The 14,177-nt window shown below is 39.7% G+C and carries 8 protein-coding genes; all 8 read right to left on the bottom strand.

Annotated features, from left to right (window positions below; all coding sequences use genetic code 11):
- Nucleotides 1-49: 49 nt before the first annotated feature.
- The 8 genes from KEM10_RS20850 to KEM10_RS20815 all read right to left on the bottom strand — a co-directional run bounded on the left by KEM10_RS20850 (nucleotide 50) and on the right by KEM10_RS20815 (nucleotide 14,122).
- The gene (locus KEM10_RS20850; protein WP_212219207.1) at nucleotides 50-3,055 is read right to left on the bottom strand and encodes a GH92 family glycosyl hydrolase; all 3,006 of its coding nucleotides are present in this window, start codon (nucleotides 3,053-3,055) and stop codon (nucleotides 50-52) included.
- Nucleotides 3,056-3,392: 337 nt separating this feature from the next.
- A complete protein-coding gene (locus tag KEM10_RS20845; RefSeq protein WP_212219204.1) occupies nucleotides 3,393-4,391 on the bottom strand; it encodes an isoaspartyl peptidase/L-asparaginase family protein in 999 nt (332 codons plus the stop codon).
- 4 nt (nucleotides 4,392-4,395) lie between these two features.
- Entirely contained in the window at nucleotides 4,396-6,654 is a 2,259-nt protein-coding gene (locus tag KEM10_RS20840) for a GH92 family glycosyl hydrolase (RefSeq protein WP_212219201.1), read from the bottom strand.
- Nucleotides 6,654-7,706, bottom strand: coding sequence for a family 10 glycosylhydrolase (locus KEM10_RS20835; RefSeq protein WP_212219198.1), 1,053 nt, complete (start codon nucleotides 7,704-7,706; stop codon nucleotides 6,654-6,656). Before KEM10_RS20835 ends, KEM10_RS20840 begins: the two co-directional genes overlap by 1 nt.
- Nucleotides 7,707-7,715: 9 nt before the next feature.
- Nucleotides 7,716-8,777 carry a carbohydrate-binding family 9-like protein gene (locus tag KEM10_RS20830; RefSeq protein ID WP_212219195.1) on the bottom strand — a complete coding sequence of 354 codons (1,062 nt, stop codon included), beginning with the start codon at nucleotides 8,775-8,777 and terminating at the stop codon, nucleotides 7,716-7,718.
- A 1-nt stretch (nucleotide 8,778) separates the two neighbouring features.
- The gene (locus tag KEM10_RS20825; RefSeq protein WP_212219192.1) at nucleotides 8,779-10,401 is read right to left on the bottom strand and encodes a C69 family dipeptidase; all 1,623 of its coding nucleotides are present in this window, start codon (nucleotides 10,399-10,401) and stop codon (nucleotides 8,779-8,781) included.
- An 8-nt stretch (nucleotides 10,402-10,409) separates the two neighbouring features.
- Nucleotides 10,410-11,570: a transglutaminase-like domain-containing protein gene (locus KEM10_RS20820; RefSeq protein WP_212219189.1), complete on the bottom strand. Its 1,161-nt coding sequence runs from the start codon at nucleotides 11,568-11,570 to the stop codon at nucleotides 10,410-10,412.
- A gap of 2 nt (nucleotides 11,571-11,572) precedes the next feature.
- A complete protein-coding gene (locus tag KEM10_RS20815; protein ID WP_212219186.1) occupies nucleotides 11,573-14,122 on the bottom strand; it encodes a glycoside hydrolase family 2 protein in 2,550 nt (849 codons plus the stop codon).
- Nucleotides 14,123-14,177 lie beyond the last annotated feature (55 nt).

Below are 14,177 nucleotides of genomic sequence, written 5' to 3'. Positions count from 1 at the left end.
GCTGATAAACTACTGCCTACTGTCTTAAAACTAATAAACTATTTATTTTTTACTCTACTGTAATTTCATCAATAAACAAGTACGATGGCAAACCTGAACCCGAATGCCAGCTAGGTAATTTACCCGCACTTTCGATGATTACTTTTAGGTATCGTGCTTTTGTTTTTGATGCTATGGTTTTTGTCAACACAAGTATATCAACATGGTGTGATGGTAATTCGTATTGCTCGTTTGCAATTTCTGTAAAGTTCTCACCATCATTCGATCCTAAAATAGTAATTGATTTAGGAGGGAAGATCCAAGAACCCGTGTTCTGAGTGAAATTAATGGTTACCTGGCTGATTTTCTTCTTCGTGCCTAAGTCGATAACTGCATCAAATTTCTTATCGTTGGTTCCTGTCCACAACCCATCGCGATAATTGTTAGAACCTAACTTACCATCAATTAGAGTTTGTTTACCTGGATTATAGGCTTGCGATATGGTTGCCTCAGTCGAGAGAACCGGATATTCTGATTTTCCATCATTGAAGTATGCCTTGCGGAACTGAATGCTTTTAACATCACTGGTAATATAGCCTTCCTTGATACTGATCGCTTTTAATGTAGTTGACCTTTTCAGAATAATTGGTTTGCTATAAACCTTTGATTCTGTTGTTGGGCTCGTCCCATCTAAAGTGTAATAGATAGTAACTCCTTCTGTCTGACAAAGCAATTCAACAGGCAGTTGATCTTTGAAAATTTGCGCTGATGAAGCCGAATAAGGCATAAATGCCTTGTTGGCACGTGGCTCAATCTCAATGTCTTCATTAGCCGCTAATTCAATCGGAGCAGCTTCAATTGATGTTCCCCAACTTTGAGGTGTTGAGCTCATTTCGAAGGTTAGCTTTCCACCTTGCATTATATCAGTATGCTTGATGTACGTATAATCGTATGCTTTCCCATTCAATGTAGCAGAGCTTATATAAACATTATCATCAGAGTTATTATTCGCTTCAATAATAAACTGCTTACCATTCTCAAGATTGATGGTGACCTTATCAAAAACAGGACTGCCGATAATGTATTCACCGCTTACCGGATTCATTGAATAGAAACCCATAGAAGACAATACGTACCAAGCCGACATCTGCCCCGTGTCTTCATTTCCGCTGTAGCCATCTTTGTCGGTAGTGTACATCTCTTTCATTACTCGACGAATCATGGCTTGCGTTTTATCCGGACGTTGAGCAAAGTTGTAAGTGTAAATCACATGGTGCGATGGTTCGTTGCCTTGCGCATACTGACCAATCAAACCCGTTACATCATGCGCATGCTCATTATCATTAACAGCATCCTGCTCGAACATCTCATCCAGCTTGGCAATAAATGCATCTTTACCACCATAAAGCTTTATCAAACCATTAATATCATGAGGCGCAAAGAAGGAGTAGTGCCATGAGTTTCCTTCGGTGAAATCGCCCGAACCAAACAAAGTAATAGCCATTGGATCAAAGTCAGGATTCCAAACTCCGTTTTCATCGCGGCCACGCATAAATTTAGTTTCCGGATCAAATACATTTCTGTAATTAAGTGATCGAAGCGTGAATTCTTTGTAATCATCGATCTTGCCTAATTTGAGTGCAACCAGAGCAATGCAATAATCATCAAATGCATATTCCACGGTTTTTGAAACTGAATTTGCTTCTTTTTCGCGAGGAATATAGTGCATATGTTTGTAGTCATTCAGGCCTTGTCCGTCAGCCATAGCTGAAGAAAGCATGGCCTGATAGGCTTCTTGCACATCGCCGGTGTAATATCCTTTTAAAATAGCATCGGCAATAACGGGCACAGAATGATAGCCAATCATCGTATTGGTTTCGTTGCTCCATAATTCCCATACCGGTAAACGGCCCGATTCATTGTATTTGGCAATCATCGATTTAATAAAATCGTTGTTGTATTTTGTATCAACAATTGAATACAGAGGATGTAATCCACGGAAGGTGTCCCATAACGAGTACAAAGTGTAATGACTGCGACCTTCCGCTTTGTGAATCTTCATATCCATACCACGGTATTCGCCATTCACATCCTGGAAAGTATTTGGATGTATTTTGGTATGATACAAAGCAGTATAGAAAATTACTTTTTCATCGTCAGAACCACCTTCCACTTTAATTTTCGAAAGCTCTTTATTCCACGTTTCTTTTGCCTGAGCTAAGGTTGCATCAAAATCAAAACCTTTGTTTTCAGCTTCCATATTGGCCCAAGCATTTTCGCACGATACGGATGAAATAGCCACTTTTATAATGATGGTTTCACCTTCATTAGTGTGGTAATTGAACGCTGCTTTAATGCTTTTGCCTTCGGCTTTGGTGTTTGATTTTACCAATTTATCTTCTTGAGCTAACAGAACCTTATCAAAGGGTTTTGAAAATTCCATGGCAAAAAACAATCGTTGATCGCTTGCCCAGCCTTGTGAGAAACGAGTTCCTTCAACCTTTGTATCGGAAAGAACTTGGATATCAGCATTGGTAACGTTATTGGCAATACCATGCTCCAGATCAAGAATGATATGTGCCTCATCTGATTCAGGAAAAGTGTATTTATGCATTCCAGTGCGAAGCGTGGCAGTTAATTCGGCCTTGATATTATAATCATCTAACAATACCGAATAATATCCGGGTGAAGCTATCTCATTATCATGACTAAAACGACTTCGATAACCAGCATCAGGATCGGCTTTGGTACCCGGTTGAAAATTAACGTTTCCAACAGTTGGCATCAATAATACATCGCCATAATCTGCTCCTCCTGTTCCGCTTAAATGGGTATGCGAAAAACCAATTACCGAACTGTCCGATTCATGATAACCAGAACACCAGTCCCAGCCTTCAATACCTGTATCAGGGCTTAGTTGAACCATTCCAAAAGGTAAAGTAGCTCCGGGGAAGGTATGTCCGTGTCCGCCCGTTCCGATAAAGGGATCAACGTAATGAGTGTAGTCCTTTTTTTCTTGTGCATTAGTAGTTGATACCAATAATATAAGAAGGGCTATTGGAATTATCTTGATCAATGGCTTCAATTTTTTTTTGAGTATATTCATATGCAATCCAATATTCTTTTAGATAAACAAAATTGTGTGGCCAATGCATAACTGCAACTTAGTCTTGATAATCACCGCTCAAGCCGCGGGGGCTTTTCATTTCTTGTCTTGATACAAGAAACGAAACAAAGAAAATCAAGGTTACATACTGAATGACTCATGTTTTTTGTTGAAATTAAGTGCGGCCAGGTGATCTTCGAACAAGTTCTCAGCTTCCTGGTCTTACTATATTTCAACTTCATAACATTCGTCTTTCATTATGAGGCCAAAACAGTACAAAATTGGTTAAGCTTTGTTTAAGTATATTTTATTCTTCGTAATAATATACAGCATCTTCCATGCGGTTACCACCTTTTTCGTCGAAAACGGCGTAGTTAAAACCTTTACGAAGACTGTAACTACCGTATTCGCCATGCTTGTTAATAGCAATAAATCCAACTTGCAGGTAATCGAATTCAGGACGACCTTTGTGCTGCTTGTAAATGCGGTGAGTGGCTTCTTTGCAGGCATCAAATGGCGACATCCCGTTGCGCATTAATTCAACTACAATAGCACTACCGGCAGTACGAATTACAGCTTCTCCCAATCCTGTTGCTGTGGCTCCACCAACTTCACCATCCACAAATAAACCGGCACCTACAATTGGCGAATCACCCACACGACCATGCATTTTCCATGATGCACCTGAAGTAGTACATGCACCTGCCACGCGTCCTTTTTCATCAATGGCTAACATTCCAATGGTATCGTGATTTTCGATGTTGATAACAGGTTTGTAGTCCGATTTCTTTTTCCACTCTTCCCAATCTTTCTTCGATTTTTCAGTAAGAAGATTCTCGGTTTTGAAACCTTGTTCCAAAGCAAACTGCAGTGCTCCCTCGCCAGACAACATCACATGTGGAGTTTTATCCATCACCAATCGTGCCACATTGATTGGATGTTTTATTCCTTCGAGGAAACAAACGGCACCGGTATCCATATTGTAGTCCATAATGGAAGCATCTAATGTAACATGACCATCTCTGTCGGGATAGCCTCCGTATCCAACGCTTCGAACTTCTGGATCGCCTTCGGGGATCATCACTCCTTTTTCAACTGCATCAATCGACTTGCCGCCTGTACTTAAGATTTTCCAGGCTTCTGCATTGGCAGGTATGCCATGATTCCAGGTGGAAATAACCAAAGGTTTACTACCAGAGTTTCCTTTAAATCCTGTTGCTTTAAGCGTACGCGCTTTCAGTCCCTGAGAGGCAACGGCGGCGCCTCCCATTAAAGCCATTTTGATAAAGTTTCTTCTTCCACTCATTTTATTAGTTTTTTTGTTCGTCAGATGGAGGGTAAGCGTTTTTATCAGTCCATAAATAAATGTTGGGTTCCGATCCCATTTTAAAAATCAGTTCGCCACCTTTCATTATTTCCTGATGTTGGATATAGGATTCTTTTAAAGGTTTGCCATTTAAAAAAGCTTCCTGTATGTATTTATTTTCTTTTGAAAGATTTTCAGCTATTACTGCAAATTGTTTGCCATTTTCGAGCTTGATACTGGCTTTATCCAGCATTGGAGTGCCAATAACATAGATTCCATCGGCCGGATTAACCGGGTAAAATCCTAGTGCTGAATAAACAAACCAAGCCGACATTTGTCCGCAATCTTCGTTGCCACAATGTCCATTCGGAGTGGGTGAATATTGACTCTCGGCAATTTGTCGAACGATCGCCTGCGTTTTCCAGGGTTTGCCAATGTAATTGTACAAATAGCCAACATGATGACTGGGTTCATTTCCGTGTGCATATTGGCCAATCATACCCGTGCTGAAGATAGGCAGTTGATCATCTTCTTCCGGATAATAGTTAAACATAGAATCCAGCTTTTCTTCAAAGCGTTGCGATGAGCCTAGTTGGTTTATCAGGCCTTGAATATTATGCGGTACAAACCAGAAATACTGCCATGCATTTGATTCGCAGTAATCATCGGTATATTCTTTTGGAATAAAGTGTTTGATAAAAGAACCATCGGCTTCTATGGTTCTGAGGAATGAGCTTTCGCCATCGTAATGATTGGCCCAATTCTCAGATCGTTTCTTAAAATATTGATAATCCTCTACTTTATCTAAATCTTTTGCCAGTTGAGCGATACACCAGTCGTTGTATGCATATTCTAAGGTTAATGAAACAGACCAGTTTTCGTGTTTTTTATCAGCCGAGACAAAACCTCTTGCTTTGTATTCGTCAATGCGTTTTCCATCCTGCATGGCTGATGCTTTGCAAGCCTCGTATAATTCATTGGCATCACAATCAAGCAATAATCCTTTCAAATAGGCATCAACAATTACCGGAACTGCATGATAACCAATCATCATATTGGTTTCGTTGCCTTCGAGCGACCAAACAGGAAGCAATCCTGTTTCGCGATAATGTGCCATAAAAGATTTCACTATGTCCTGAACCCGACTTGGGTGCATAATGGTGTACAGAGGATGAGCTGCTCTGAAAGTATCCCAAAGCGAGAATAACTCATAGCGCGTATAGCCTTCAGCTTTCTCTACTTTTCCGTTCGGGGCTTTGTAATATCCGTTTACATCAGAGTAAATACGCGGATTCAGCATGGTTTGATAAAGCGTAGTGTAGAAAGTCCTTTTTAACTCATCATCCCTTGATTCAACGTTAATCTTGGATAATTCTTTTGTCCAAGCTTGTTCTGACTCAGCTTTTATAGCAGCAAAGTCTTTATTAGCTAATTCAGCAGCAAAGTTGGCTTCAGCGCCTTCAATATTGGATGATGCCAATGCCACTTTAATCTCAATTACCTCTTCTTTATTAGAATCGAAATTGACTCTTATTTTGGTGTGTTTCGCTTTTGCTTCTAATTTTACCTTTTTATCTTCTTCAAAAAGCTGATAACCAGAGAAGGGTAGTGAAAATTCAGCTTTGAAATACACGCGTTGATCGGCTGCCCAACCTGATGATTTTCGGTATCCAACCAAAGTTTGATTATCAACCACTTTAATGTACGTGTCGGTTGGGCCATCCCAATTCAAAGCATATCCCAAATCAAGAATAACAGCCTTGCCTGTGTCCGCAGGAAAATGATATCTCTGTACTCCCCCGCGGGCACTTGCGGTCATTTCTGCTTTTATGCCGAAGTCCTGAAGCAACACCCAATAGTATCCTGGCGAGGCACCTTCATTGATATGAGAGAAAACTGAAAAATGTCTGTTGCCATTCTCATTGAGTGTTCTCGAACTTCTTTTGTTGATGGGCATGAAGAGCAAATCGTATAAATCGCCAGCGCCGGTTCCGCTTAAATGCATATGGCTAAAACCGCTGATAACCGTGTCGGGGTAGGAGTATCCCGAAATACGATCCCAGCCGCTTAAACCATGATCGGGACTTAGCTGAACTGCTCCGAATGGGTATTGAGCACCCGGATAGGTGTTACCGGGGCCGTCCGTTCCCATAAACGGATTTACGTAGTTCAGTATGCTCGCATCGTTGTTGCCGGCAGGCTGTTTGTTTGAGCATGACCACAATAAAAGGCTGATTATTATTGCTGTATATATTTTTATCATTAATCTATTTTTGATTGATGAAATTTCTCAAAGCTGTTGGCATCGAACAAACACCAACCATTAGCTCCGGATTTAACGGCCAATTCGGTGGCTGTTTTTAAATCCTCTTCTTTCAAATCGTGTACAAACAATCCCGTGTAAATTGGAAATTTACCGTCTACAATTGCAACACCATCTGCTGTAGTCTCTCCAATCCAGGCTATGTCTTCTTCGTAAAAATTATGGTAGATCATTGGTAAGGCTGCATCCAGGTTCCATTGATCCCATGGTTGATAAACCATTTTTCTTGATAAACGGGGAGATGGAAAGACTGCTGCCGATAATTGTTTGTTTTGACTGTGCACCAGATCTGCAATTTTATTCACCAAATCCGTTACGGTGCTTAATCGGAATTCAACCCAGTTTTCGTCGGTATTGGGATCATCCAAATCTAGTGGGCTATAGCCATATAATGCTTTGAATAATTTAATGTTAGAAGGATTGTAGCCGTAATCCCATTGCGGATAAACTTTATCCTGAATAATATCATATTTTGCCCACAAGCCTTTGGGCAGAATGGCATCGCAATAACGCACATAATCCAGATGAATGCCATCTACCCCTTCAATGTCAAGTAGGGATTGTACTTTGTTTAAAATGTGCTCCTGAACCTGTGGAATGGAAGGACAAACCCAACTGTAATATCCAACATAAGGCTTTTTGTCATAGCACGATTCTCCTAAACGGTTCACCGAAAACCAGTCGGGGTGTTGGGCGGCAATGCTATCGCCATTCTTATTTAAAGTCCACATCCACGCATGTACTTCTATATTTTGTTGATGAGCCAAAGGAATTACTCTTTCCAGTACTTCAGTGTTGGCACCCAATAATATGGCTTTTACTCCAATTGAATTATACTGCTTCAACAGTCTGGTCCATTCTTCAACCGTTCTGTCTTTATTGGCATGAACCCAAATCCAGTTTTTAGTATCTTCTTCCTGAGTTTTCTTTTGAGGAGAACATGAGAAGAATAATACCGAAATTAGAGCTATAAAAAGGGTGTGTAACTTCATAAGTTCCGTTTATTGAATTTGAATTAACCTACCTTCGTTATTACAGTAATAGCTAATTTTTTTGTCAGGAGTGGATCCAATTATTTCATAAGTGAATTCCAAAACATTTATTTGTATATGATATTTTTTAAGTAGATCAGGTTTGATATTTAATGGCTTCAGCGATTGGAAATATTTTCCGTTTTTATTCTTTTCAAGTCGTTGTTGTTTGTAGATATGGGCCAATAATTGGCGTAACGTTTCTTCGTCGGGATTATAAAAGGATTGATTATCCTGATGATCTACAAAAGTAACAATACCCCATAGTTCGGGACGGTGCATATCAATTTCACCCATAGGCGACCAAATCCAGTTGTTTTCAGGAAGCAGTTTACCTGTTTCTTTGTTTCGAAGCTTTTCGTATTTGCCATCAATCACTTCAGTGTCCCACTGAACACGCGAGAAGTTGATGCGCATGCTTTTGCCGTGCTTTGGTATGCGACGATATTGAGAAGTTGTCACAAGGTTTTTCCAGGGAATAGCTACTTCAACTGTCCATGACTCATCTTTGTCGTTTGGATCGTTTATAGTACCATTGATTTGAACGGCCGTTATTAACCCAGTCATGTCGAATTCATTTAAAACCGGACCACCTTCGCGATAGGGTTTTGAAAGGAATAAATCCCAAACGGTATTAAGAGCGTTTAGCTCTAATTCAATATAATTGTGTGTATCACCATTGGCGTCGATAAATAATTCAATGTCGTTATCATGAAAAATAACTGCATCTTTTTCTGTGATATTTGCCCAAATATGATGGTCTTTCAGTTCGAAAGCGAAATACAGATACTGATCGCTCCACAGCATTTTAGCACGTGTGTCGTAATAAGGCTTTTTGATGTATCTACCTTCAATATCGACAAATAGATTCGTCCAGGCAGCCTCTTGCCATTCTTCTTTTTTGATGTTGCCATCAATGGTAAAGTCATGGTCAATTTTCTGACACAAATATCGCTCCGGTTCAATAAATCGGAACTCTTGAGCCTGTAACTGAATACCAATGCTAAATAAAACGATAAGTAGGTGCTTCATTTTAATAGTTTCGAGGTTCTTTATTCTCTTTGCTTTCTTGCCAAACTGGTAAAATTCGCTCCTTGTCATCTTCAATGGCTTTTCGATAAAAATCATCGGAATAACCCACTGTTTTGGTTCTCATTTTTTCATCTCTCACCATTCCATCATTATACTTTGTAATAAGGAAGTTGGAAAGTTGTGTCCAGTTTTGAAGAAGCTGTTCTGATTGATCTTCACTAAATTGAGTATACTCATCACTTCGCTTCTTCTTGTTGATTGATTGGGTTGATTCTTCTAAAGCTCTGAAATCAGCAATAATATCTTTTTGAATGCTTGCCTGTTTTGTTTTTACATCCTGAATCATATCGGAGTAGCGAAGGTTGATGTAGTTGCCAACAAAATTGAAGACCCACCACATCGAATTCCACGAAAAAGCATCGTATTTGGTGTTGTTATACGATTGCGGAATCTGACTAACGCATGCATTAAAAGGCATGTAGATATTGGTGTAAGTATTATCCAAACCTAACCACAGCACCGAATTAGCTTCTTTCTTTTTGTTGGTTTTTAACTCAGCAACAAAAGCATATGCTGTTAACGGTGTTGAAATAGGACGTTCCCACGATGCTTCCATGCCATCCACTTCAAAAGTTAACGGACGAGAGCGATTGGGATTTCCATGAGGTCCGGCTTTTAGGCCTTTCTCCATGTCCCAGAGTGTTCCATCGTAATGGCTGCGTGTTAAAGCAATGATTGTTTCAAATGATAACTTCTCATCAGGCTTAATCCATAATGGCATTCTTTCGGCACCTTCAACACCTCTGGCATAATCGGTTGATATGTTTTGCGAAGGAGCTGTTCTTCGGAAGAAGTCCCAAACACGCATTTCGGTGTAACGCAATTTTGCTGGAGTAACCGGATCATATGTATCGCAAAAGCTGAACGCTTTTCCACTCTCAGGATGATAATATCCTTTTTCGATGGCAAAATCGATAACGTCGGGAGAGTACCTATAGTTATCTGGATTATCCATTTCTATCTCACCAATGCGCGCGTGGTTGGCATGAGCTGAAATATATCCATCCGGAATACGAACGGCAGCCCAAACAGCACCTTTAGTGTCTATTCCTTTACCTACCATTTCCATCAACCAAATCTCATCGGGATCGGCAATAGAAAAGCTTTCGCCCGGAGAACCGTAACCATATTCCTGAACCAACTCAGCAATTACATCAATCATTTCGCGAGCCGTTTTCGAACGCTGTAAGCCTAACTCCATCAGGTGCCAGTATTCAAGAAACTCGTCTGTGTTATGTAATTCTTCGCGACCACCAAAGGTGGTTTCACCAATGCTCACATTGAACTCATTAATATGGTAACCAATGGTATGATATTCGTGTTTTGCACGCGGAATATAGCCTTCCTTTTGGTTGGGATAGGAAAAGATTCGAATGGAATCGCAATTCTTATACGAACCAGCCGGATGCACCGGAAAACTCGGTGCATAGGCTCCATCGTTCGAGTAAAAGATATAGTTATGATGATCGGCTGATGCACCTTTGGTAATCAGGAAATTGGTGCATGCGTCAGCTGATATCCATGATAAAAATAGTATGGCTATTGGTAAAAGGTGTTTTGTCATAATTGTGCTTAAAAGCTTAGTATTATTTGCTCTTCTTCCTCAGCTTTAGGGCTGATGGGTTCGGTAACTGATTTTCCTTTTGAGTCGATATATTTTAACTCATACTTTTTGTCTTTAGCCAGAGAAAAAGTCAGGTAACGATTCATATCATCTTCCGATCCACTGGTAAAACCACTGTCGATGGTGTCGCCATCAAGCGTTAATTGAACTTCGGCTCTTACACGGTTGTTTCCGCTGACGCTACATTGATCGCCCAATAACATTACTACTCTAACAGGAATTCCATCAACAACTCCTAGGTTTTGTTCATCATAATTTTTCTTGTAACGCTCAGTTTCGTTGGTAGCATAAACGTATTTGATGTTTTCGTCCCAAACCAATGGAAACGATAATCCGGTAGGTTTGTACGAAGAAGCATAAATCCACTGATAAGCATCATCGTCGTTTGCTTTGCCGGCACGTTCCAAAAACCAGGCTTCGTCCAAAGTGCCTGATGGATAATATTCGGTAAAATGCCATCCTTCGTTTACATAAACTTCAACCCAGTTGTGATTACCCGAGTTGTTGTACCAGTTTGGAGTACCTGCTACGCGTGCGGGAATCCCTACTGCACGAAAGGCATCAACCAATAAAATAGATAAGCCTGAGCACGATGCCATATTAATATCCATCGATTCATACGGACTTTGATCAGGTTTGTCGCGTTTGGTGTTGTATTCCACATTTACTTCTTTAAGAATATGCTTGTTTACAGCCCAGATGGCTTCTTCCATGTTTTTGGTATCAACAACAAACTTTTTAAAACGCGTGTAGAAATCAGGACGCCAGCGATCTCTTCTTTCGTTTAAAGATGCATATGGAAGCACTTCGTTAAAGAAAATGTCTTTATCTAAGTCTTTGGCCCAAGGAAATTCTTCGCGGGCAATGTATGCATAATCGATATTTTCAGTCAGGAACTCAAAATCCAATATTTTTAAGTCGCGTTCCGGCATATATCTGATCAGAAATTTTGCTGCTTCCTGTTGTTCGCCATCATAATGATTGATGACTTTTTCCAATACAGCTTTGTTTTCGCCACTTAAATCAAGTGCCTTTTTTAATTCTTCATCATAACTGCTGCATGAAAATGATAGTACAGCAAGCAAAACAAATAAAATTGATTTATTCATGTTTAGTAGGTGTTAATAACAGATTTAACTTGTAATTTGGATTTTAAATCACGTATTGGAGCGTTGCTGTTAAAGCTGATTTTGTATTCTTTGTTTGGAATCATATCGAAGTAGTTATCCGACCACTTTCCATTGAAACCATCTGCAATAATCTCGATGTTTTTAACAAAAACAGGACTCTTCAAGGTTACTTCAGCTGAATTTCCGCTCTCTTTAACCTGAATGTCGATATCGGCATTTTGCAAAGCCAAATTCTTCACTTTAGAGAATAAGAAAATTGTTTCGGTTTGGTTCGAATCGTATTGCGTATTCATAACCAAAACAACTTTGTTTTTGGAATGATTGCCGATTAACTTGCTCAAAGGTGTATCAAGAATAACATCATTGGCATTTGCTTCCAATGTAAATTTTTTGTTTTGCTCCCAAATAACAGTTCCATCTAGCTTTATAATTTGTAATAAACTGCTCACCTTAGTATCGGTAATCTTATCCGAAATCAGATGAATATTCAGATTTCCATCTTCTACAACAGCAGATGTGATTACAGGTTCATAGGCTTTTTTGATGAAATATTGCATGGCTTTCCAACGACCGTAATAATCAATGCCCGACCATGAAACTACCGGCCAAACATCGTTTAGCTGCCAATAAAGACTTCCCATACAGAATGGTTTATTGCGACGTTGAGCCTCAAAACCAACGCGCATACCTTCGGCTTGCATTATCTGATTCAGGTATACAAAATCCTCAAAGTTGTTCGGCATTTTGTAATCGCGCTGCATGTATTCCTTGATGGTTACATTTCCAATAGAGCTCTTCTGATGCGTTTTCATCACATCCGATTCGATATCCCAGTCTTTTTCTTCCGAAAATTCTTTGATAGTTTCCATAGGAGGGAAGGACTGAAATCCGAATTCGCTCATAAAACGGGGAACATATTCATTCAACTTCTCAAACTCATGTTTACCCCACCAAACACCCCAGTAATGGTTGTCGGCAATTTTCATGTCTTTTACATCGCCCCAATTACTAATGGGTGATGAATCGTAATAGAAACGTTTAGAATCCAACTCTTTGAGTTTATTTGGTAAAAGCTTGTTGAATAGTTTATCATATCCTTCCAAAAGTTCTTTCTGATCATCTTCGGTATAACCGTATTTATCCTGCCAGCCCCAGTTGTGCCATCCTACTTTTACTTCGTTATTACCGCACCAAATGGCTAAACTAGGATGGTTTCGAAGGCGTTTGATATTGTAATCGGCTTCTTTGGCAACATTGTCTAAAAAGGCATCATCAGATGGATACATGGTGCAGGCAAACATAAAATCTTGCCACAAAAGAATCCCTTTTTCATCAGCTAACTCAAAGAAACGATCATCTTCGTATACGCCACCGCCCCAAAAGCGAAGCATATTCATGTTCGATGCAAGCAAATCATCAAAATTATTCTGATAGATGGAGTCAGTCATTCTACCCAAAAAGCAATCGTTAGGAATGTAATTGACACCACGCATAAAGGTTGGAATGCCATTTACTTTAAAGTAAAAACTCACACCTAAGGAGTCTGGTTCATTGATTACCTCAATGGTACGTAAACCAATTTTTTGTGTTTTAGAATCCAGTAGCTGACCATTGGTTTTTAATTCCGAAGTAGCAGCATATAACTTCTGTTCACCCATTCCATTGGGCCACCAGTACTCTGGTTTGTCTACAGTTATATTGATGGAAGCTTTGTTGATACCTTTCTTTAAATCAACTTCTTTGTTTGTTTTGATAGCATCGCCAAATGATAATGAAATAGTTGCTGTTTCGGCTACTGTTGCTTCAATTTCGTATTCGAAAGATAGTTCAGCTTTCTCTTCTGTTAGTGATTTTTGCACAAAATGAACATCGGTTATGCGGGCATCGTTCCATGCATTTATTTTAATGGGTCGCCAAATGCCGGAAGTCACAAAACGAGGACCCCAATCCCAACCATAATGATAAGGAGCTTTACGAGTATACACACTCAAATGTTCTTCCGAACGATCATTGTCGGCAGGGTATGTATATTTCGATTTTTCGTACAGAGGCATCGCCGTTTTAATGGGCGAGTGAAACAGAACTTCCAAATGGTTTTTACCTGGTTTCAGGTATTTCTTTACCTTGCTCGAAAAGGCCACGAACATATTGTCCGAACTAAATAATCTCTGTCCATTCAATGTTACATCGGCATAGGTATCCAATCCCAGAAATTCCAATTCTATGTTGTCGAAATCAAGCGTTTCTTTATCAATGCTAAATTCGCCACTGTAAATCCAGTCTTTATGTTCAATCCATTGTACACTGTCTTCGTTGGTGCCGTAATATGGATCGTTGATAATGCCAGCTTTTTCTAAATCGATATGGACATTGCCTGGCACAGTTGCCGGATGCCACTCTTCTTTATCTGCTTGACGAAAAGTCCAGTCGGCTTGTAATTCGTAACTTTTTATCGATTGATCGCCAGATGAACAGGAATACAGAGCTATAAAGCCAAGTATAAACGATAGTTGTAATAATTTGTGTAGCATAAGACTGAATTTTTATCTATAGTTACCTGTTATGAATTCAATATTTGTTGCTAGA

This window comes from Carboxylicivirga linearis (assembly GCF_018271995.1).
GTDB lineage: Bacteria > Bacteroidota > Bacteroidia > Bacteroidales > Marinilabiliaceae > Carboxylicivirga > Carboxylicivirga linearis.
Note: the sequence above shows the minus strand (reverse complement) of the source record. Positions and strands in the feature narration are given on the sequence as shown.

Excerpts from the sequence above, each read along its gene's own strand:
- KEM10_RS20845 (WP_212219204.1), bottom strand. The coding sequence starts at position 4,391 with ATGAGTGGAAGAAGAAACTTTATCAAAATGGCTTTAATGGGAGGCGCC.
- KEM10_RS20840 (WP_212219201.1), bottom strand. The coding sequence starts at position 6,654 with ATGATAAAAATATATACAGCAATAATAATCAGCCTTTTATTGTGGTCA.
- KEM10_RS20835 (WP_212219198.1), bottom strand. The coding sequence starts at position 7,706 with ATGAAGTTACACACCCTTTTTATAGCTCTAATTTCGGTATTATTCTTC.
- KEM10_RS20830 (WP_212219195.1), bottom strand. The coding sequence starts at position 8,777 with ATGAAGCACCTACTTATCGTTTTATTTAGCATTGGTATTCAGTTACAG.
- KEM10_RS20825 (WP_212219192.1), bottom strand. The coding sequence starts at position 10,401 with ATGACAAAACACCTTTTACCAATAGCCATACTATTTTTATCATGGATA.
- KEM10_RS20820 (WP_212219189.1), bottom strand. The coding sequence starts at position 11,570 with ATGAATAAATCAATTTTATTTGTTTTGCTTGCTGTACTATCATTTTCA.
- KEM10_RS20815 (WP_212219186.1), bottom strand. The coding sequence starts at position 14,122 with ATGCTACACAAATTATTACAACTATCGTTTATACTTGGCTTTATAGCT.